This is a genomic window from Actinosynnema sp. NPDC020468, assembly GCF_040642015.1.
GTDB lineage: Bacteria > Actinomycetota > Actinomycetes > Mycobacteriales > Pseudonocardiaceae > Actinosynnema.
Map to the genome: position 1 here is coordinate 256,901 of NZ_JBFAEO010000001.1, position 21,231 is coordinate 278,131.

The following is a 21,231-nucleotide window of genomic DNA, read 5'->3' on the forward strand; positions in this document are numbered from 1 at the left end:
TCGGGCGCCGAACCTGCCGGGCCGGCGGAGCCCTCCGGGTGGTCGGGTGCGGAACCCGTCGTGCCGGAGCAGGCCTCGTCGTGGTCCGCTGCCCGACCTGTCGAGTCGGCGGAGTCGTCGAGCTGGGCGGCCACCGAACCGGTCGCGTCGGCGGAGGCTTCGGCGTGGGCCGCGGCGGAACCCGTTGTGCCGTCCGAAACCCCGGCGTGGGCGGCGGGTGAACCCGACGTGCCGCGCGCGGGGTGGTCGGCGGAGGTCGGCGCCGGTCGTTCGTGGACGGCCGACTTCCCGAGCCCCGTGTCCGACGTCGACACCTCGCCGATCGTCCCCGCGGCGCCCGAACCCGAGCCCGCGCACGGCATCCCGGCCCAACCCGCTTCCGCCGGGTTCGCCTCGCACTCCGCGGACGCCTCGTTCCTGGCGGACGTCTCGCACTCCGCGGACGTCTCGCGTCCAGCGGACGTCTCGTACTCGGCGGACGTCTCGCGCTTCGCGGACGTCTCGCACTCGGTGGACGTGACGCCGGGAGGAGAAGCGTCGCGCACCGACCACGAGTCGGCGCCGTTCGACGGTGGGCGGGTCCACGAGGCGGCGGACCACCGGGTCGTGCCCGAGGTCGAGCCCCCCGGCGCGCGGTGGCCCGAGGCGGAGTTGACGCCGTTTCCCACGCCCACGCCCTTCCCGACGATGAAGCCCGTGTCGCGCGAGGTCGAGGTGCCCGTCGCGGACAGCGTGCCGCAGGTGCCGGAACCCGACCCGGTGCCGGTGGTGCCCGAGCCGGACCAGGTGCCGGACGTGCCGGAACCGGACCAGGTGCCGTTCCCCGTCGAGCCGGGTGGGCCGGAGACGCCGCCCGGTGGGCTGCCGGTGCGGGGTTCCGGTTTCCTGGGCGCGGCCGACGTCGAGGACGACGGTGAGGAGCCGTTCGTCACCTCCGTCGTGGTCGGCGGGCGGTCGATCGAACTGCCGCCGATCGTGGAGCCGACACCCGTGCCGTCCGCCTCGCCCAGCGCCACGCGGGCGTCCCGGCGGCCCAAGAGCGACCTGTCCCTGGCCGAACTCCTGGCCGAGGCCCTGGTGGCCTACGAGGCGGGTCGGCGGGAGGACGAGGCCGCCGCGTCGGAGCACGAGCGGGACACCGCGCCGATCGTTCCGGTGGGCGCCGAGGAGACCACCGCGCCCCTCCGCCGGGTGGACACCTGGACTTTGCCCGGAACGTGAGAATTCGATTCCGGAGTTTAATGAGGTTGCCTGCCGGTAACCGTGGATCGGCCATCCGGAAAAATCGTCCGACGACTGGGAAAACCACTACTTTCCGGCAAGTTTTTCGATTCAGTCTCCGGTGCCGTCGGACCGCCCGGCACCAGTCTGGTTAAGTGGTGCGCGGACCCGGTACACAGAGGTACCGGATAGTGTGGAGTCGCCTGAACATGACCTCGACTGGAACCCCGACCCGTTCCGGAAACCGCCCCGATGCGGAGACCCGACCGGCCAGTCCCGAACAAGCACGAGACGAATTGATCGAACGGGCCGCGGCCAATGCGCCCGAGCTGGCCGAGCTGATCCGGTTGTACTACCGGCACGTGCCCGCCGAGGAAGTCATCGACGACGACCCGGTGGACCTCGTCGGCGCCGTGCGCGCCAACCAGCAGCTCGCCGAGACCCGCGTCCCCGGTCGTCCCCTCGTGCGCATCCTCAACCCCACACGTGCCCACGACGGCTGGACCTGCCCGGCGACAGTGGTGCAGGTCGTCACCGACGACATGCCCTACCTGGTCGACTCGGTCGCCTCCGAGCTGACCCGGGGCGGCGTCCAGGTCCAGCGCGTGGTGCACCCCATCGTGGTGGTCCGCCGCGACCCGGTGACCGGCGCGCTCCTGGAGGTCCTGCCCACCGCCGACCCGGCCGACCCGCCCTCGGGCACGCTCGCCGAGTCGTGGATGTACATCGAGGTCGACCTCCTCACCGACCCGGACCGGGCGCGTGAGCTGGAGACCAAGCTGCACACGGTGCTCAACGACGTCCGCGAGGTCGTCGAGGACACCGACCGGATGACGGGCACCGCCCGCGCGCTGGCCGACCACCTGGCCGAGAACCCCTGCACGCTGCCGAAGGACGACGTCGAGGACGGCGCCCGGCTGCTGCGGTGGCTCGCCGACGACCACTTCACCTTCCTCGGCTACCGCCAGTACGAACTCGTCCGCGACGACCCGGCCACCGACGGCGAGCCCGCCCTGCGCGCGGTGCTGGCCACCGGCCTCGGCGTGCTGCGGCAGGACAGCCTGGCCGCGCGCAGCCTCACCGCGGGTCCGGACGCGGGCGCGCAGGCGCTGTCGTCGGAACTGCTGGTGCTGACCCAGGCCAGCGCCCAGTCGAGCGTGCACCGCAGCGTCTACCCGTTCTACGTGGGCGTGAAGACGTTCGACGCGGCCGGCGAGGTGACCGGCGAGCACCGGTTCCTCGGCGTGTTCTCCACGACCGCGCTGCACGAGGACGTGCTGGACATCCCGGTGATCGCGCGCCGGGTCCGCGACGTGATCCACCGCGCCGGCTTCCCGCTGCACTCGTACTCGGGTCAGCGGATGCTCGAGGTGATCCAGAACTACCCGCGCACCGAGCTGTTCTCGGTCGACGCGGAAACCCTGTACGCCACGGTCACCGGCGTGATCGCGCTGGCCGAGCGCCGCCGGCTGCGGCTGTTCCTGCGCCGCGACCCGTACGGCCGCTTCTACTCGTGCCTGGTGTACCTGCCGCGCGACCGCTACACGACGACGTCCCGGCTCGCGATGCAGGAGATCCTGATCGGCGAGCTGAACGGCGTGAACCTGGAGTATAGCGCCCGGGTCGGCGAGTCCGCCCTGGCGCGCGTGCACTTCACCGTGCACACCGAGCCGAGCAGGCTGGTCGAGCCGGACACCGCGCGCATCCAGCAGCGCCTGGCCGAGGCCGTGCGCAGCTGGGACGACCTGATGGTCGAGGCGGTGCTCACCGAGCAGTCCGAGGGCGGCGCGAACGGCGGCCTCGGCACGGAGTCCTCCTCGGAGCAGGGCCTGCGGTTCGCCGCGGTGTTCCCCGAGGCCTACAAGGAGGACTTCACCGCGGCCGAGGGCCTGGCCGACTTCCGGCGCGTCGACGCGCTCGGTCCGGGCGAGCTGGACATGCAGTTCTACGTGCCGCGCGACGCGGACCCGGGCGAGCGGCGGTTCAAGCTGTTCCTGTCCGGCGAGCGGATCACCCTGTCCGACGTGCTGCCGATGTTGCAGCGCATGGGCGTGGTGGTGGTGGACGAGCGGCCCTACGAGCTGCTGGACGACGGTTCCGAGCGCTGGATCTACGACTTCGGCCTGCGCATCGACCAGGCGACCCTGGACCGGTTGTCGCAGGAGGACCTGGAGTCGGTCCGGACCCGCTTCCAGGAGGCGTTCGCGGCGGCGTGGCGCGGCGAGGCCGAGGTGGACGGCTTCAACACCCTCGTGCTGCGCGCCGGCCTGACCTGGCAGCAGGCGGCGATGCTGCGCGCCTACGCCAAGTACCTGAGGCAGGCGGGCACCCCGTACAGCCAGGACTACATCGAGGATGCCGTCCTGGCCCACACCGAGGTGGCGCGGGCGCTGGTGCGGCTGTTCGAGACCCGGTTCGACCCGGCGGCCGAGGACGAGCACCGGGCGACCCGGACCGATCACCTGGTCACCGAGATCGCCGCGCTGATCGACGACGTGACGAGCCTGGACGCGGACCGGATCCTGCGCAGCCTGCTGACGCTGGTGCAGGCGACGCTGCGGACGAACTACTTCGTGCGCGACGCCGACGGCCGGCCGCGCCCGTACCTCGCGGTGAAGCTGAATCCGAGGGAGATCCCGGACCTGCCGCAACCGCGGCCGCGGTTCGAGATCTTCGTGTACTCGCCCCGGATCGAGGGCGTGCACCTGCGGTTCGGCCCGGTGGCGCGCGGCGGGTTGCGCTGGTCCGACCGGCGCGAGGACTTCCGCACCGAGGTGCTGGGTCTGGTGAAGGCGCAGGCGGTGAAGAACGCGGTCATCGTGCCGGTCGGCGCGAAGGGCGGGTTCGTGGTGAAGAAGCCGCCGACGCCCACCGGCGACCCGAGCCTGGACCGCGAGGCGTTCCTGGCCGAGGGCATCGCGTGCTACCGCCAGTTCATCTCGGGCCTGCTGGACCTGACCGACAACCTGAACTCGGGCAACGTGGTGCCGGCGCCGCAGGTGGTGCGGCACGACGGCGACGACTCGTACCTGGTGGTGGCCGCGGACAAGGGCACCGCGTCGTTCTCCGACATCGCGAACGAGGTGTCGAAGTCCTACGGCTTCTGGCTGGGCGACGCGTTCGCCTCCGGCGGCTCGGTCGGCTACGACCACAAGGCCATGGGCATCACCGCCAAGGGCGCGTGGGAGAGCGTGAAGCGGCACTTCCGGGAACTGGGCGTGGACACCCAGTCCGAGGAGTTCACCGTGGTGGGTGTCGGCGACATGTCGGGTGACGTGTTCGGCAACGGGATGCTGCTGTCCGAGCACATCCGGCTGGTGGCGGCGTTCGACCACCGGCACGTGTTCCTGGACCCGAACCCGGACGCGGCGGTCGGTTTCCGCGAGCGCAAGCGGCTGTTCGAGCTGCCGCGCTCGTCGTGGGACGACTACGACCGCGCGCTGATCGGCGAGGGCGGCGGCGTGTGGCCGCGCACGGCCAAGTCGATCCCGGTCAGCGAGCAGGTGCGGGAGGCGCTCGGCCTGCCGGAGGGCGTCGCGAAGCTGTCGCCGCAGGAGCTGATGAAGGCGATCCTGCTCGCGCCGGTCGACCTGCTGTGGAACGGCGGCATCGGCACCTACGTGAAGGCCGCGACCGAGACGCACGTCGAGGTCGGCGACAAGGCCAACGACGCGATCCGGGTGGACGGCGCGGACCTGCGGGTCAAGGTGGTCGGCGAGGGCGGCAACCTGGGCCTGACCCAGCGCGGCCGGATCGAGTTCGCCCGCGCGGACGGCAAGGTCAACACCGACGCGCTGGACAACTCGGCGGGCGTGGACTGCTCCGACCACGAGGTCAACATCAAGATCCTGCTGGACGAGCTGGTCCGGGAGGGCGGGCTCGACCAGGACCAGCGCACCGAGCTGCTCGGCCAGATGACCGACGAGGTCGGCGACCTGGTGCTGGCCGACAACTACTCGCAGAACTCGGTGCTGGGCGTGTCCCGCGCGCACGCCGCGCCGATGCTGTCGGTGCACGCGCGCCTGGTGGCCGACCTGGAGCAGCGCGGCGTGCTGGACCGGACGTTGGAGGCGCTGCCGGGCGTCGCCGGGTTCAAGGCGCTGGAGAAGGCGGGCGAGGGCTTGACCTCGCCGGAGCTGGCGACGCTGCTCGCGCACGTGAAGCTGGCGCTGAAGGAGGAGGTGCTGGCGAGCGACCTGCCGTCGATCGACGTGATCGCGCGCAAGCTGCCGGAGTACTTCCCGACCGAGCTGCGCTCCCGGTTCGCCGACGCGATCGCGGGCCACCCGCTGTCCCGCGAGATCATCACCACGGTGCTGGTCAACGAGGTGGTGGACGGCGGCGGCCTGTCGTACGCGTTCCGGCTGGCCGAGGAGATCAGCGCGTCGGCGACGGACGCGGTGCGCGCCTACGCGGTGGTGACGGCGATCTACGACCTGCCGTCGCTGTGGCGGCGGATCGGCGAGCTGGACACCCTGGTGCCCACGGCCGTGCAGGACGACATGGTGCTGGAAACCCGCCGGCTGCTGGACCGCGCGTCGCGGTGGCTGCTGACCAACCGCCCGCAGCCGCTGGCCGTGGGCGCGACGATCAGCCGCTTCGCGGGCGTGGTCGCGGAACTGGCGCCGCGCACGTCGGACTTCCTCCAGGGCCACGACAAGGAGTCGGTGGTCGCGCACACCGCGAAGCTGACCGCGCACGGCGTGCCGGAGGACCTGGCGCGGCGGGTGGCCTCGCTGCTGTTCAGCTACGGCCTGCTGGACGTGACCGAGATCGCGGAGCTGGCCGAGCGCGAGGAGGGCCACGCGCTGGGCGCGGCCGAGCGGACCCACGTGGAGACGGCCGAGCTGTACTTCGCGCTGTCCGAGCACCTGGACGCGGACCGGATGCTCAGCTCGGTGTCCGAGCTGGAGCGCGGGAACCGGTGGCACGCACTGGCGCGGTTGGCGCTGCGGGACGACTTCTACTCGTCGCTGCGGTCGATCACGGTGGACGTGCTGCGCACGAGCGACCCGGGTGACCCGGCCGAGGTCAAGATCGCCCAGTGGGAGCAGACCAACGCCTCCCGCCTCGGCCGCGCGCGCGCCGCGCTGGCCGAGATCAACCGGGTGAGCCGACTCGACCTGGCCACGCTGTCCGTGGCGGCCCGCCAGGTCCGGAGCATGATCCGCTAGTCGCGCGCCACGAGGGCGGGTCCCGGAGCACGTCGGGACCCGCCCTCGTGGCGTCCGGGGGCACCGCCGACGCACCCGACGCGGGCAGCCCGACCACCCGACCCGCGCACCCGGCCCGCACGGCCGACGTGCCCGACCCGCACGTCCGGCGCACCCCGCCCGCACGACTTGCGCACCCCACCTGCACGACCCGCGCACCCGGCCCGCGCGACGCGTGGTCGTGGTGTCGACGTGGGCGGGCAGTGGCCGGCCGTAGAGTCACGCGGTGTGGCAGCGCGGCTCAGTGACATCGCGAACCAGGCGGGCGTGAGCGAGGCGACGGTCAGCCGGGTGGTCAACGGGAAGCCGGGCGTCTCCTCGACGACGCGCCAGGCCGTGGTCGCCGCGATGGACGTGCTCGGCTACGAGCGCCCGCACCGGCTCCGGCAGCGCAGCGCCGGGCTCGTCGGCCTGATCACCCCGGAGCTCACCAACCCGATCTTCCCGGCGTTCGCCCAGGTGGTCGAGCAGGTGCTGACCAGGGACGGGTTCACGCCGGTGCTGTGCACGCAGACGCCAGGCGGGTCCACCGAGGACCAGTTGACCGACATGCTGCTCGACCGGGGCGTGACCGGGATCGTGATCGTGTCCGGCGCGCACGCCGACACGACCGCCGACAAGGACCGGTACGTGAAGCTGGCCGGGCGCGGGGTGCCGTTCGTGCTGGTGAACGGCTACACCGACGAGGTGTCGGCGCCGTTCGTGTCGGTGGACTTCCGGGCCGCGGTCCGGCTCGCCCTCTCCCACCTGGTCGAACTCGGCCACGAGCGGATCGGGCTGGCGGTGGGTCCGCCCCGGTTCGTGCCCGCCCGGCGGATGGTCGAGGGTTTCGTGCTGGCCCGCGGCGACGCGACGTCCGTCGAGCACTCGCTGTTCACCGTCGAGGGCGGTCACGCGGCGGCCGGCGCGCTGCTGGACCGCGGCTGCACGGCCGTCGTGTGCGGCAGCGACCTGATGGCGTTCGGGGCGGTCCGGGCGGCCCGCGAGCGGGGTTTGGCGGTGCCGCGCGACGTGTCCGTGGTCGGGTTCGACGACTCGCCGCTGCTGGTGTTCGCCGACCCGCCGCTGACGACCATCCGGCAACCGGTGGAGGCGATGGGCCAGGCCGCCGTGCACGCGCTGCTGGAGGAGATCGCCGGTACGCCCGCGCCGCACGCCGAGTTCGTGTTCCGGCCCGAACTCGTGGTGCGCGGCTCGACCGGCGCGCGGTGCCGGTGACGGTCCCGGCGGCCCGGATGGCCGCGCAACGGCTGTCCCGCCCGGCCGAGGACCTCGCGTCGCTGCTCGCCGACGTGGTCGCGTTGCAGGCGCAGGACGTGCCGGCGCTCCGGCTGGCCGCACGGGCGCGCGGTGTGCGGGAGCTGACCGGTCCGGTGGTGCGCACGTGGGCCATGCGCGGCACGCTGCACCTGCTGGCCGTCGAGGACCTGTGGGTGGTGGCGCTGCTCGGTCCGGTGTTCCGGGCGGCCGGCCGGCGCCGGCGCGCGCAGCTGGGCCTCGCCGACGAGCTGTGCGCCCGGGCCCTGCCCGCGTTGCGCGAGGTGCTGACCGGACCGCTGGACCGCGCGGCGGTGGTGGCCCGGCTGGCCGAGGTCGGCGTGGTGGTCGACGCGTCGACCCAGGCGCCCGCGCACCTGATGGCGTACGCGGCGTTCTCCGGCGTGCTGAGCCGCGGCCTGGACGACACCTACGCGCTGCTGCCCGACCTGCCGGAGCCGCGCGGTGTGGACGAGCTGTGGCGGCGCTACCGGCGTGCCTACGGCCCGGCGACGCCGGACGACTTCGTGGCGTGGAGCGGCCTGCCGAAGCGGACGGCCCGGGACCTGCCCGATCTCGCGGCCGAGGATTTCCCACCTGATGGGACGGTGCGGATGCTCGGCCACTTCGACCCGTTCCTGCTCGGCTACCGGGACCGGTCGGCGCTGCTGGACCCGGCGTTCGCGAAGCGGGTGCAGACCGGTGGCGGCTTCCTCACACCCCACGTGCTGGTCGACGGCCGGGTCGTGGCAACCTGGCGGCGGGACGGGCGCGTCTTCCGGGTGGAGCCGTTCGGCGCGCGACCCGACGTGTCCGGCGAAGTCTCCGACCTGGGTGTCTTCCTCGGGCTGGACGCGGACTTAACCTGGGTGTAGCACGTCGATAGGGTCACCGTCACCGGATCGATCGCAGGAGGCGCTGTCAGTTGGGTGTGTTCGTCACTGGTGTCCGACCGCGCTGGTCGGACATGGACGCCTTCGGCCACGTCAACCACGCGAACACGGTGACACTGCTGGAAGAGGCGCGCGTCGACCTGCTGTTCACCGAGGCCGCGCGGCACGGGGTGGCGGACATGGCACACGGTGTCGTGGTGGCCAGGCTCGTCGTGGACTACCTCTCGCCGCTGGTGTTCACCGGCGCGGAGATCGTGGTGGAGATGTCGGTGCGGGAGTTGAAGTCCGCGTCGTTCACGCTCGTCTACGCGGTGCGCAACGGCCGGCTGGACGGCAGTCCTGTCGTCGCGACCGCGGAAACCCTTATGGTGCCCTACAACCTGACGGCCGGACGTCCGCGCCGTCTTCTCGAGGCCGAGCGCGACTTCCTCGCGGGCTGGCGTGCCGGAGGTAACGGTGGCTGAACTGGTCCTCGCTGATCCCGCCGAGCGGGACGACCTCGGCGCCTTCGTGGCGCGCGCGGTCCGGCTGGACGCGCAGGTCGCGGTCCGGCTGCGCAACCGCGCGTCGGGCGACCTGCTGGACGCCTGGGTCGCGACCCCGTTCGACACGCTCGCCACCCGGACGGTGCGCGGTGTCGTGACGCCGGGCGACGTGACGGTGTCCGGCGGCGACCTGCTCACCGGCCTCGCGGTGGTGCGCAGCGACACGGTCGACCCGGGCCCGGTCCGCGACCTGCTGTGGCGCTCGGCGCTGCCGCCCACGACGGGGTGGCTGCCGGTGGACCGGCTGCCCGGCGACGTGATCGCGGAGTTGGCCGACCAGGGCGTGGCGGTGGCGCGGGAGAACACCGGCCCGCACGGCACCCCGCCCGCGTCGCTGCTCGACCAGACCGTGCTCACGGTCAGCGGTTCGGGGCTGGACGTGAAGGTGCCGCTGCGCTGCCTGTTCGCCTTGTCCGGCATGGGTTTCCTGGCCGGCGACGACGTCCGCGTCACGGCCACCGACTCGTGGCTGCGCATCGACGCCCGCTACGGCGCGGTGGTCCGCCGCCGGCACTCCATGCTGCCGCTGCTGGTGTGACCCGGCCGGGGTCGGTCAGACCAGCCAGACGGCCGTGTCGGGCGGCAACTGGGCACCGTCCAGCGGCCCGCTGCTCAGCACGGCCTCACCCGGTGGCAGCGGCACGGGCCCGCCCGACGTGTTGAGCGCGCAGATCAGCCCGCCGCCCTTGCGCCGGAACGCGAAGCACCCGGCCGGCGCGCCGTACCACTCCAGTTCGACGCCGCGCATCGACGGGTGCGTCTTGCGCAGCTCCAGGGCGTGCCGGTAGAGCGACAGCATCGACTCCGGGTCCTCCAGCTGGGACTCGGCGGTCGACCCCGCCCACTCGTTCGGCTGCGGCAGCCACGTGCCGGGGCTCGCGGAGAACCCGAACGGCGGGGTGTCGCCCTCCCAGGGCAGCGGGACGCGGCACCCGTCGCGACCGCGCGTGGTGTGCCCGGACCGCTGCCAGATCGGGTCCTGCAACGCCCAGTCCGGCAGTTCCACGTTCGGCAGGCCCAGTTCCTCGCCGTTGTACAGGTAGACCACGCCCGGCAGGGCCAGCTCGACCAGCGCCATCGCCCGCGCCCGCTTGAGCCCGAGCGCGCCGCCGCCGTACCGCGTCACGTGCCGCGGCACGTCGTGGTTGGACAGCGTCCAAGTCGCCGGCGCGCCCTGGGTGCGCACCGCCGCGAGCGAGTGGTCGATCGCGGTGCGCACCGCGTCCGCGTCGAACGGCGCCTCGACCAGCCGGAAGTTGAAGCCCAGGTGCAGCTCGTCGGGCCGGAGGTAGCGGGCGAACCGCTCGTCGTCCTTGACCCAGATCTCGCCGACGGCCATCCGACCCGGGTACTCGTCCACCACCTTGCGGATCATCCGGTGCACCTCGTGCACGCCGTCGTCGTCGAACCTCGGGTCCAGCGCGTTGTCGTGCAGCACACCGGCGCCCAGTTCGGCGCGCGGGTCGAGGTCGGGCAGCCCGGCGGGCTTGGCCATGCCGTGCGCCACGTCGACCCGGAACCCGTCGACGCCCCGGTCCAGCCAGAACCGCAGCGTGCGCGCGAGGTCGGCTGGCACCTCGGGGTTGTCCCAGTTCAGGTCCGGCTGCTCGGGCGCGAACAGGTGCAGGTACCACTGGCCGTCGGGCAGCCGGGTCCACGCGGGCCCGCCGAACACGCTCGGCCAGTTGTTGGGCGGCTGCGAGCCGTCGAAGCCGCGGCCGTCGCGGAACACGTACCGGCCGCGCTCGGGGCTGCCCGGCGCGGACCGCAGCGCCTGCCGGAACCACTCGTGGCGGTCGCTGGTGTGGTTCGGCACGAGGTCGACGGTGACCTTCAGGTTGTGCCGGTGCGCCTCCTCGACCAGCCGGTCGAACGCGGCCAGGTCACCGAACAGCGGGTCCACGTCGCGCGGGTCGGCCACGTCGTAGCCGTGGTCGGCCATCGGCGAGGTGTAGAACGGTGTCAGCCACAGCGCGTCGACCCCCAGCAGCTCCAGGTAGCCGAGCCGGGAGCGGATGCCGTCCAGGTCGCCGACGCCGTCGCCGTTCGCGTCGGCGAACGAGCGCACGTAGACCTGGTAGAAGACGGCGTCACGCCACCAGGCGGACTCGTCGGCGATCTCTGGTTGGAGGTCGGAGGATCGTCGCACGTTGAGTCATCCTGCCATTCGCTCGGACAGCCGAAGCCCCGTTCGGGTGATCAACGATCAGGCCCACGCGTTCATGAGGCTGTTCGCGGCCATCTCCAGGTACGCCCACAGTTGCGCGCGGTGCTCGTCGGACAGCTCGACGGAGTCGACCGCGATCCGCATGCACCGCAACCAGGCGTCCCGCTCGACCGGCCCGATGACGAACGGCGCGTGCCGCATCCGCAGCCGGGGGTGCCCCCGCTGGTCGGAGTACGTGTGCGGGCCGCCCCAGTACTGCATCAGGAACAGCCGGAACCGCTCCTCGGCGGGCCCGAGGTCCTCCTCGGGGTAGAGCGGCCGCAGGATGGCGTCGGTGGCGACCTCTTCGTAGAAGCGGGCGACGATCCGGTGGAACGTCTCGTAGCCGCCCACCGCTTCGTAGAAGTTCTCCGGAGTGGTCACGCCATCATCCTGCCCTGCCGCCCGGAGGCGGTCGACCGGCGGTGGTCCGAATGCGGCGAACCGGCCACAACCGACCGGAGTGGACGACTCGCCCGACCGGGGGGCGCGACCCGGGCGCTACGTGGTGGATTTGACGGTGATGCCCGCTTCGTCCAGCGCCGGCATGAGCTTGGCCCGCAGCGCGCGCTGCACGGCCCACTGCCGGCCGGGCCGCACCTTCACCGTCACGCGCATGGTGATGCCCTCGGGGGTGACCTTCTCCACACCCAGCACGTCCGGCTTGTCGATCACGTCGGCGGCGAGCAGTTCCTCCTCCACCGCCTCGGTCACGGCGGCGGACAGCGCGGCGGAGGCCTCGGGCAGGTTCGCGCCGTAGGCCAGCGGCAGGTCGACCACGGCGATCGCGAAGCCCTGCGAGGAGTTGCCCACCCGCAGGATCTCGCCGTTGCGCACGTACCAGACGGTGCCGTTGGTGTCGCGGATCGTGGTGATGCGCAGGCCCACCGACTCGACCGTGCCGGTGGCCGGGCCGAGGTCGACCACGTCACCGACGCCGTACTGGTCCTCCAGCATCATGAACATGCCGGACAGGAAGTCCTTGACCAGGTTCTGCGCGCCGAACCCGATGGCGACGCCGAGGATGCCCGCCGAGGTGAGGATCGGGGCCACGTTCATCCCCAGCTCGGTGAGCACCTGGATGAACGCGATCCCGAACACCACGAACGTGACCACGGACTTCAGCACCGAGCCGATGGTCCGTGCGCGCTGCTCGCGGCGTTCGGACACCAGCGCGCCCAGGGCCTGCGGCGCGCGCTCGCGCAACGGCCGCAGGATCCCGGGCTTGCGCTTCTCCGACGAGCCGCGGGTCAGTCGGTCGATCAGCCGGCGCAGCAGGAACCGGACCACCACCGCGATCAGCAGCGTGAGCGCGATGCGGAGCGCGCCCTCGGCGATCTTCGGTCCGTTCTCCACCCACCACGACACGGCGAGCGTCGACTTCACGTCCACCACTCAACTCCTAACGGATCTCCAGACCGGTCGCCCAGGCCAGGAAGGCCAGTTGGTCCACCGCGAGCCCGACCGACCGGCTCACCGATCTCCCGGCGTGCCCCACCTCGGTCTCCCGGCGGAGCAGCACGGGGTGCTTCGTCGGATCGCTCGCCGTCGCGTGCTGTAGCGCGGCGCACATCTTGCGGGCGTGGTTCGGATCCACGCGACTGTCCGACTCGAACACCGTGAACAGCACCGAAGGGTACTCAACGCCTTCGCGCACCCGGTGGTACGGGGAGTAGGAGAGCAGCCAACCCAGCTCCTCGGGCACCGACGCGCTGCCGTACTCGTCCGCCCACAGCCGCCCGAGCAGGAAGTTCTCGTACCGCGCCATGTCCAGCAGTGGCGCCGAGCACACCACGGCCGCGTACAGCTCCGGGCGCTGGGTCAGCGCGGCGCCGACGAGCAGGCCGCCGTTGGACCCGCCGGTGATCGACAGCTGCTCCGGCGTGGTCCACCCGTCGGAGATCAGCTTCTCGGCGGCGGCGTGGAAGTCGTCGAACACGTTCTGCTTGCGCTCGCGCCGACCGGCCTGGTGCCACTGCTCGCCCTCCTCGTCGCCGCCGCGCAGCGACGCGTGCGCCCAGACCCCGCCGGCCTCGACCCACGCGAGGGTGGACGCCGAGTAGCCGGGACCGCGGCCGACGCCGAAGCCGCCGTACCCGGTGAGCAGCGCGGGCCGCGGCAGGTCGGGGTCGGCCGCGCCGGAGACGACGAACATCCGCACCGTCGTGCCGTCGGCCGAGGTGTAGGCGACCTGCCGGGTGGACACCTCGGGCAGGGTCACCGCGCCGGGCGCGGCCGCGTGCAGCCGGAGTTCCCGGTCCGCGGTGGAGAACCGGTACACCGACAGCGGCGTGGTGAAGTCCGACCAGCCGAACCACAGCACGTCCCGGTCGGCCTCGGTGCGGGCGTCCACAGTGGACAGACCGTGCACGGACCCGGTGCCGGGCAGCGGGATCGCGCCCCGCGGCGCGCCGTCGAGCCCGTGCAGCGCCAGCTCTGACACCGCGTGCCGGGTCCGCAGCACGACGAGCGCGTCGTCCAGCGGCACGGCCGCGTCGAGCACCGCGTCGGGGTCCTCGGGCACCAGTTCGGTCCAGTCCCGCGGCGCCGTCGGGTCGGCGACGCACAGCCGGAACCGCGGCGCGTCGAGGCTGGTCCGCAGGTAGAGCCGGCCGTCCTCGGCGACCCGGGCCGAGCACTGCGCGCCCTGCTCGGCGGTGATCACCGGCTCCAGCACGCCGGACCCGTGCAGGTCCGCGATCCACACCGAGTCCCGCCGCACGGTCCCGGGCGCGCCGTTGACCAGCAGCCACCGGCCGTCGGCGGACACCGACACGCCGTAGTAGTAGGTGTGGTCCAACCCGTCGCCGTGCACGTTCACGTCGGTCGCCGGGTCCGCGCCCACCCGGTGCCGCCACACCCGCCGGTGGAACTGCCGCTCGTCCTCGGGCACCAGCGCGGGGTCGACCCGGCGCACGTAGAAGAACTCCTCGCCGCCGGGCAGCCAGGCGACGGGCGAGTACCGGCAGCGGTCGATCGGGCCCTCGACCACCTCGCCGGTGGTCACGTCCAGCACGTGCAGCAACGAGTGCTCGTCGCCGCCCACCGACACCTGGTAGGCGAGCAGGTCGCCCTCCTTGGACGGCGCCCAGCGGTCGAGCGTGGTCCGCCCGGAGGGGTCGAGCGCGGCGACGTCCAGCAGCACCCGCTCCACGCCGTCGGGCTCGCGCACGTAGAGCACGGGGAAGTCCCGGTCGGGGTCGCGGCGGGTGTGGAACGACCGGCCGGCGCGCCACGTCGGCGCGCTCACGGACCCGGTGCCGGTGAGCTCGGTCAGCCGTTCGCCGAGGGCGGAACGGCCGGGCAGCGCGTCGAGCCACGACCGGGCGAGGTCGTCCTGCGCCCGCGACCACGCGCGCGTCGAGGGGTCCTCGGGGTCCTCCAGGGCGCGGTACGGATCGGCCACCGCGTGCCCGTGCAGGTCCTCGACGAGGTCGAGCCGTTCGGCGGGCGGGTAGCTGGTCGTCGCAGGCAGCGCTGCGCGGGAAGGCTCGGTCACCCGGCCGAGGGTACCGCCACTGATGAAAACGATGTCCGATAGGCCGCAGTTCACCCAGGATTCGGCGTCGAGTCCGCGACGCGTCCGCTATCACAGGTGATTTTTGGGGGTGTTCTGTGGTCTGCTATGGCTGAACCGGTGGAGGTGGTCGCGTGCCAGACCGACAACCCACCCCGATCGGCGCCCTGGTGAACGCCGGGCTCGCGCCGTTGGCCCCGTCCGGCCAAAAACAGCCCGGTGTGCACACCGTGGTGGACGGGGAAGGGACCGGTCAGGCACTGGTCCTGCCGTGGGGAAGACGCAAGGTCCTGCTGCTGAACGCCACGTTCGAACCCCTGACCGCGCTGCCCCTGCGCCGCGCGGTCGTGCTCGTGGTGTGCGGCAAAGCCGAGGTGGTGCACGGCGACCCGGACGGGTCGGTCGTCCACTCCTCGACGGCACAGGTGGTCGTGCCGTCCGTGATCAGGTTGAGCAACTACGTGCGCGTGCCGTACCGCGGTCGGGTCCCGCTGACCCGCGCCGGGTTGATGCACCGCGACCGGTACCGCTGCGCGTACTGCGGAGGTCGCGCCGAGACCATCGACCACGTGGTGCCGCGCAGTCGCGGTGGTCCCCACACGTGGACCAACTGCGTGGCGTGTTGCGCGAAGTGCAACCACCGCAAGGCCGACAAGCTGCTGTCCGAACTGGGCTGGCGCCTGCGCGTCGTGCCGAACGCGCCCCGAGGGCCGCACTGGCGGCTGCTCGCGGGCGTGACCGAGGCCGACCCGCTGTGGCTGCCCTACCTGGGCGAGCCCGCCGCCTGACACCGCCCGTACCGCCTCACGCCGCGAGCGCGTAGTCGTCGCGGCGCGCGGTGATGCGCACGGAGTCCCGCGCGGTGATGCGGACCGAGTCGCGCGCGGTGATCCGGACCGAGTCGCGCGCGGTGATCCGGACCGAGTCCCGCGCGGTGATCCGCACGGAGTCCCGCGCCGTGATGCGCACCGAGTCCCTGGCCGTGATGCGCACCGAGTCCCGCGAGGTGATGCGCACCGACGCGGTGATCCGGACCGAATCGCGTGCCGTGATGCGCACCGAATCGCGCGACGTGATGCGCACCGAGTCCCGTGCCGTGATGCGCACGGAATCACGCGCCGTGATCCGGACGGAACCCTTCGCGGTGATCCGCACCGAGTCGGCCGCCGGCACGAGCGAACCGGTGATCCGGACCGAACCGAGGGCCGTGATGCGCACGGAGTCCCGCGCGGTGATCCGAACGGAGTCCCGCGCCGTGATGCGCACCGAGCCGAGGGCAGTCGACCGACGCTGAACAGGCGTAACCGGTTCGGCCACCTGGGTGTACGACGAAAGGGTGAGACCGGCGGTCTGGAAGCGGTTCATGGTGCACATGTCGTGTCCTCCGGGACTCATTGGGCGTGAATTAGTATCCAGGTTCGAATGCGCAAGACCCGTACAGGTGAAAAGCTAGAAGCCGACTGGGCGGAGGACAAGACGCCAAACCGGCCGCCATTCGCCTCCTATCGGGGGAAGGCCGTACGGGTGTACCCACTGCGACAGTAGAGCGATTCCACTACGGCTTTCGGCCCGTATGGACACCGTGCGTAGCGTCATGTCCGGCAGCACGTAGTCCAGATCACAGCGAGGGCGCCGCGCGTGGGTAGATCGCTCCAGGGCCCGGGTGTCCGCACCGCCGATTTCCGCCGCCTCACCGCGGCGTGGACGACCTCGCTCGTCGGCGACGGGGTCCGCACCGCCGCCCTGCCCCTCTACACGGCCGTGAGCACGCGCAGCCCCCTGGCGGCGTCCGCGGTGGCCGTCGCCGCGGTGCTGCCGTGGCTGCTCGTGGCACTGCCCGCGGGCGTGCTCGTCGACCGCCTGAGACCCCGGCTCGTGGTGGCCGTCGCGCACGTCTTCCGGGCCCTCGTGACCGGTCTGCTCGCGGCGGCCGTTTTCACGGATAGAGCGGGTGTCGCGGTCCTCTGCGCGGCGGCCTTTCTCCTCACCAGTGCGGAGACCTTCGCCGACGGCGCGTCCCAGATCCTGCTCGTGGAGCTCGCCGGACCCGGTGAACTGGAGCAGGCGAACAGCCGTTTCGTGACCGCCGAGACCCTCGGCCTGGACCTCGCGGGCCCGCTCGCCGCGAGCGCGCTGTTCTGGTGGAACCCGGCCACCTGCTTCGCCCTCGACGCGCTCACGTTCGCGGTCGCCGCCTACTTCGTGCTGCGGTTGCCCGAAGTCCGCGAGGAGCGGTCGGCCGTCACCGGCACCCTGCGCGCCCGGCTCGTGGAGGGCGCCGGCCACCTCGTGCGCGACCCCGGGCTGCGGGTGCTGGTGATCGCGGTCTGCGTGACCGCGCTGTGCGCCGCCGCCGTCAACGCCATGCTCGCGCTCTACGCGATCAAGGTGCTGGGGCTGCCCGAGGCGTTCGTGCCGTGGCTCGTCGTGGTGATGGCGGTGGGCGGCCTGCTGGGCGCCCGGCTCAGCCCCGTGCTGGCTCCCCGGCTCGGCGCGGCGCGGGTGATGGTCGGCGCGTTGGCGCTGCTCGGACTGGCCTTCGCCACGTTCGGCGCGGTGCCCCACCTGGCCGGCGCGATCGCCGCCGCGTTCCTGTTCGGGCTGTGCTCGGCGGGCTGGAACGTGCTGTCCGCGTCCCGCCGCCAACGCCTCACGCCCGCGCCGCTGATGGGTCGGGTCACGAGTGCGTACCGGGTGCTGGCGTGGGGCCTCACGCCGCTGGGCGCGGGCCTGGCCGGGCCGCTGGCCGAGGCCACCTCGCTCGGTGCGGTGTACCTGGTGGCGGGCGGCGTCGTGCTGCTGACGGCGGTGCTCGTCGCACGCCCCCTCGCCCGGACCTGACGGGGACGATCGGTTACCGTAACCGCCGTGACCATCGTGGAGACCGTGCTCGTCTTCGCGCTGATTCCGCTGGCCATCTACGGCGTGATCGCGCTACTGACGCTGAGGCAGAAGGCCACCCGCATCGTGCGCTACCGCCCTGGCCAGGAGTGGGGCTACGCGCCCGTCTGGTGGAGCGCCAACCCGGCGGGTCTGACCGCGCACCACACCGCCGGCGAACCCGCGCCGGCGCAGGGTTCCACCGCCAAGGGAGGTGCCCGTGGCAACTGGTGAGCTCGTGAAGAACGTCGACCCGGCCACGTTGTCCGTCGGCGAGGCCGTGACGAACAGCGGCCGCGTGTCCGCCGCCCGCATGTACACCCCGTCCGCGCCCAGCCTGCCGTTCACCCCGGTGCAGCTGGCGAGCCTGGACGAGGCGCTGACGCTGGCCAGCCGCACCAGCGGCCTGGACTTCAGCGTGTACCTGGGCGAGCTGGGCGACGACCCCCGGGGTCGGGCCGAGCAGCTGCACGCGTCCACCCCGCGCCCGTCGCACGCCGTGGTGATCGCGGTGTCGCCGGGCGAGCGCAAGGTGGAGGTGGTGACCGGCGAGGAGTCCCACCGCCGGCTGTCCGACCGCAGCGCCAAGCTGGCCGTCATGAGCATGGTGGCCTCCTTCAAGGAGGGCGACCTGTCGGGCGGCCTGGTGAGCGGCCTCCGGATGCTGACCGACCAGGCGGGCCACGCGCCCAGGTCCTGACCCGCGACGAACGACGAAGGCCCCGGCTCCCACAGGGAACCGGGGCCTTCGTCTGTCAGCCGGGTGTCACGAGCGGTCGAACTCCTGGGCCGCCAGGGCGCGGACGATGCCCGCGCGGCCCTCGGACACCAGCCGGCGCAGTGCGGGCGGGCGGTCCTGCGCGAGCCAGCGGTCCGCGGCCGACACGGTGTCCTGCGCGATCGACCACGACGGGAACAGGCCGACCACCATGGACTGGGCGCGCTCGGAGGAGCGGCGCTCCCACACGTCGGCCACGTCCTCGAAGTAGCGCACCACGAACGGCTCCAGCAGCTGCTTCTGGCCCGGGTGCTGGATGCCGCCGATGATCGCCTCGCTGACCGCGTTCGGCAGGTCGTCGTCGTTCACCGCCCGGTCCCACGCCTCGACCTTGGCCTGGAGCGACGGCCGCAGCGCGCGGGCCGACTCGGCGCGCCGACGGCCGGTGGCGGTCGGGTCGCGCTCCTCCTCGGCGGTGATCTCGGCCAGGTCGGCGGCGCCGTGCGCGACCAGCGCCTGGAGCAGCCGCCAGCGCAGGTCGGTGTCCACGTCGAGGCCCTCGAGCCCGTCCGACCCGTCGAGCCAGCCGCGCAGCACCGTCACCGACGGCTCGTCGAGCACCGAGCCCGCCAGCGCGTTCACGAACGCGAGCTGGTGGTCCGAGCCCGGCTCCGCGGCGCGGGCCAGCTCCAGCGTCGTCGCGGTGAACCGGTGCCAGCCCTCCTCGCGCCACGTCGAGTCGGCGTAGGAGGACAGCGCGGTCTGCGCCTGGAGCAGCAGTCGCTGCACCACGCCGACCTCGGTCTCCGCGTGCAGCCCGCCCAGCACCAGGTTCACGAAGTCGCGCGCCTTCAGCTCGGCCTCGCGGGTCATCTCCCACGCGGCCGACCAGCACAGCGTGCGCGGCAGCGGCTCGGCGATGTCGCCGATGTGGTCCACCAGGGACGCCAGCGAGTCCGGGTCCAGCCGCATCGTGCAGTAGGTCAGGTCGTCGTCGTTGACCAGCACGAGCTTGCCGCGCGGCACGCCGACCAGCTCGGGCACCTCGGTCCGCTCGCCCGACACGTCCAGCTCGACCCGGTGCGTGCGCACGAGCTTGCCGTGCTCGTCCTGGTCGTACACGCCGACGGCCAGTCGGTGCGTGCGCAGCTCGCCCGCGCCCGGCCGCGCGCCGCCCTGGAGCACGGCGAACTCGGTGAAGCGGCCCTCGGCGTCCACCGCGAACCGCGGCCGCAGCAGGTTCAGGCCGGTCGTCTCCAGCCACTGCGCGCTCCACCACGACAGGTCGCGGCCGGACGCCTCCTCCAGCGCGCCCAGCAGGTCCGCCAGCGTGGCGTTGCCCCAGGCGTGCTTGCCGAAGTACACCCGCAGGCCCGCCAGGAAGTTCTCCAGGCCGACGTAGGCCACCAGCTGCTTGAGCACGCTGGCACCCTTGGCGTAGGTGATGCCGTCGAAGTTGACCTCGACCGCCTGCACGTCGGGGATGTCCGAGGCCACCGGGTGCGTCGAGGGCAGCTGGTCCTGCCGGTACGCCCAGGACTTCTCGATCTTGGCGAACGTGGTCCACGCCTGCCGGTACTCGGTCGCCGACGCCTGCGCCAGCACCGAGGCCCACGTCGCGAACGACTCGTTCAGCCACAGGTCGTCCCACCAGCGCATGGTGACCAGGTCGCCGAACCACATGTGCGCCATCTCGTGCAGCACGGTCTCCGCGCGCCGCTCGTAGAGGTAGCGGGTGACGCGCGACCGGAAGACGTAGTCCTCCAGGAACGTCACGCAGCCGGCGTTCTCCATCGCGCCCGCGTTGAACTCCGGCACGAAGCACTGGTCGTACTTGCCGAACGGGTACGTGACCCCGAAGGCCTGGTGGTAGAAGCCGAAACCCTGCTTCGTCTCGGTGAACAGCCGCTCGTGGTCCATGTGCGGCGCCAGCGACGCGCGGCAGTAGATGCCGAGCGGGATCGTCGTGTCGCCCTCGGTGTACTCGTCGCGCCACTCCGCGTAGGGGCCGGCGACCAGTGCCACGAGGTAGGTCGACATCGGCTTCGTGGTCGCGAAGACGAGCCGGTCCGCGCCGCCCTCGGCGTCGGAGGTGCTCTCGACGGCCGAGTTGGAGATGACCTTCCAGTGCGCGGGCGCGGTGACCGCGAGGTCGTAGACCGACTTCAGGTCGGGCTGGTCGAAGCACGCGAACATGCGCTTGGCGTCGGCGGTCTCGAACTGCGAGTAGAGGTAGACCTCGCCGTCCACCGGGTCCACGAAGCGGTGCAGGCCCTCGCCGGTGTTCATGTACCGGCAGTCCGCCTCGACGGTCAGCTCGTTGACCTCCGCGAGGTCCGCCAGCACGACGCCGTCCTCCTCGCGGTAACCGGAGACGTCCAGTTCCACGCCGTTGAGCACGGCGCGGTGGACGGTCGCGGCCACGATGTCGACCCACGTGGACGCGCCCGGCGTCCGGCTGCGGAAGACCACCGTCGTGGTCGAGCGGAACGTGTCCGAACCGGGCTTGCCGCCACCGTCGGTCAGGTCCAGCTCGACCCGGTAGGAGTCGACTTCCAGCAGTTGCGCTCGCTGCTGCGCCTGGTCGCGGGTGAGGTTGGGTGCCGCCACTGGTCACCTCGTCTGCCGGCGACCGGAGATGCCTGCGCGCCGACGTCGTAGGAATGGGAAACGTGTCGTGTCGGTGAACACGACAGTCGCATCCAATCACGTGGGACCGGGATAAGTGGACCCCGTCGGGGGGAAGACTCCGCGTGGTCGGTTCGTTGCTAGTTGACGGCA

15 protein-coding genes and 1 pseudogene are annotated in these 21,231 nt (G+C 72.3%); 10 read left to right on the forward strand and 6 right to left on the reverse strand.

Annotated elements, in window-relative coordinates:
* The 6 genes and pseudogenes from AB0G50_RS01230 to AB0G50_RS01255 form a co-directional block, all read left to right on the forward strand.
* Positions 1 to 1,221: pseudogene (locus AB0G50_RS01230) on the forward strand (hypothetical protein); the annotation flags it as partial.
* 209 nt (positions 1,222 to 1,430) lie between these two features.
* Positions 1,431 to 6,395 (forward strand): NAD-glutamate dehydrogenase, encoded by a 4,965-nt coding sequence (locus tag AB0G50_RS01235; RefSeq protein WP_360100721.1) that lies wholly within the window; start codon positions 1,431 to 1,433, stop codon positions 6,393 to 6,395.
* Between the two features lie 267 nt (positions 6,396 to 6,662).
* Complete coding sequence (locus AB0G50_RS01240; RefSeq protein WP_360100724.1) at positions 6,663 to 7,652, forward strand: LacI family DNA-binding transcriptional regulator; 990 nt, start codon at positions 6,663 to 6,665, stop codon at positions 7,650 to 7,652.
* A complete protein-coding gene (locus AB0G50_RS01245) occupies positions 7,649 to 8,566 on the forward strand; it encodes a crosslink repair DNA glycosylase YcaQ family protein (protein ID WP_360100727.1) in 918 nt (305 codons plus the stop codon). Before AB0G50_RS01240 ends, AB0G50_RS01245 begins: the two co-directional genes overlap by 4 nt.
* Before the next feature lie 50 nt (positions 8,567 to 8,616).
* Positions 8,617 to 9,048: a thioesterase family protein gene (locus tag AB0G50_RS01250; RefSeq protein WP_360100730.1), complete on the forward strand. Its 432-nt coding sequence runs from the start codon at positions 8,617 to 8,619 to the stop codon at positions 9,046 to 9,048.
* Entirely contained in the window at positions 9,041 to 9,667 is a 627-nt protein-coding gene (locus tag AB0G50_RS01255) for a hypothetical protein (protein WP_360100733.1), read from the forward strand. The genes AB0G50_RS01250 and AB0G50_RS01255 overlap by 8 nt, the downstream gene beginning before the upstream one ends.
* Before the next feature lie 15 nt (positions 9,668 to 9,682).
* Here the strand turns inward: AB0G50_RS01255 and AB0G50_RS01260 are convergent, their stop codons facing one another.
* From AB0G50_RS01260 to AB0G50_RS01275, 4 genes are all read right to left on the reverse strand, one after another.
* Positions 9,683 to 11,278, reverse strand: coding sequence for a glycoside hydrolase family 13 protein (locus AB0G50_RS01260; RefSeq protein WP_360100736.1), 1,596 nt, complete (start codon positions 11,276 to 11,278; stop codon positions 9,683 to 9,685).
* Between the two features lie 57 nt (positions 11,279 to 11,335).
* Entirely contained in the window at positions 11,336 to 11,719 is a 384-nt protein-coding gene (locus AB0G50_RS01265; RefSeq protein WP_360100739.1) for a globin, read from the reverse strand.
* Positions 11,720 to 11,836: 117 nt separating this feature from the next.
* Positions 11,837 to 12,703, reverse strand: coding sequence for a mechanosensitive ion channel family protein (locus tag AB0G50_RS01270; RefSeq protein WP_360101262.1), 867 nt, complete (start codon positions 12,701 to 12,703; stop codon positions 11,837 to 11,839).
* Positions 12,704 to 12,737: 34 nt separating this feature from the next.
* Complete coding sequence (locus AB0G50_RS01275; RefSeq protein ID WP_360100742.1) at positions 12,738 to 14,834, reverse strand: prolyl oligopeptidase family serine peptidase; 2,097 nt, start codon at positions 14,832 to 14,834, stop codon at positions 12,738 to 12,740.
* A 152-nt stretch (positions 14,835 to 14,986) separates the two neighbouring features.
* Between AB0G50_RS01275 and AB0G50_RS01280 the strand changes: the two genes are divergently transcribed.
* Complete coding sequence (locus AB0G50_RS01280; protein WP_360100745.1) at positions 14,987 to 15,640, forward strand: HNH endonuclease; 654 nt, start codon at positions 14,987 to 14,989, stop codon at positions 15,638 to 15,640.
* A gap of 16 nt (positions 15,641 to 15,656) precedes the next feature.
* Here the strand turns inward: AB0G50_RS01280 and AB0G50_RS01285 are convergent, their stop codons facing one another.
* Positions 15,657 to 16,247 (reverse strand): DUF2345 domain-containing protein, encoded by a 591-nt coding sequence (locus AB0G50_RS01285; protein WP_360100748.1) that lies wholly within the window; start codon positions 16,245 to 16,247, stop codon positions 15,657 to 15,659.
* A 243-nt stretch (positions 16,248 to 16,490) separates the two neighbouring features.
* Here AB0G50_RS01285 and AB0G50_RS01290 point away from each other — a divergent pair, with 243 nt between their 5' ends.
* The 3 genes from AB0G50_RS01290 to AB0G50_RS01300 are packed head-to-tail and all read left to right on the forward strand — an operon-like array spanning position 16,491 to position 18,432.
* The gene (locus tag AB0G50_RS01290; RefSeq protein ID WP_360100751.1) at positions 16,491 to 17,693 is read left to right on the forward strand and encodes an MFS transporter; all 1,203 of its coding nucleotides are present in this window, start codon (positions 16,491 to 16,493) and stop codon (positions 17,691 to 17,693) included.
* A 27-nt stretch (positions 17,694 to 17,720) separates the two neighbouring features.
* Positions 17,721 to 17,966, forward strand: coding sequence for a hypothetical protein (locus AB0G50_RS01295; protein WP_360100754.1), 246 nt, complete (start codon positions 17,721 to 17,723; stop codon positions 17,964 to 17,966).
* Entirely contained in the window at positions 17,953 to 18,432 is a 480-nt protein-coding gene (locus tag AB0G50_RS01300; RefSeq protein ID WP_360100757.1) for a DUF5130 family protein, read from the forward strand. The genes AB0G50_RS01295 and AB0G50_RS01300 overlap by 14 nt, the downstream gene beginning before the upstream one ends.
* Before the next feature lie 66 nt (positions 18,433 to 18,498).
* Here the strand turns inward: AB0G50_RS01300 and pepN are convergent, their stop codons facing one another.
* Entirely contained in the window at positions 18,499 to 21,060 is a 2,562-nt protein-coding gene (pepN, locus tag AB0G50_RS01305) for an aminopeptidase N (protein WP_360100760.1), read from the reverse strand.
* Positions 21,061 to 21,231: the final 171 nt, after the last annotated feature.

Bases quoted from the DNA above. Each gene is read 5' to 3' on its own strand.
- AB0G50_RS01235 (WP_360100721.1), top strand. From the start codon at position 1,431: ATGACCTCGACTGGAACCCCGACCCGTTCCGGAAACCGCCCCGATGCG.
- AB0G50_RS01285 (WP_360100748.1), bottom strand. From the start codon at position 16,247: ATGAGTCCCGGAGGACACGACATGTGCACCATGAACCGCTTCCAGACC.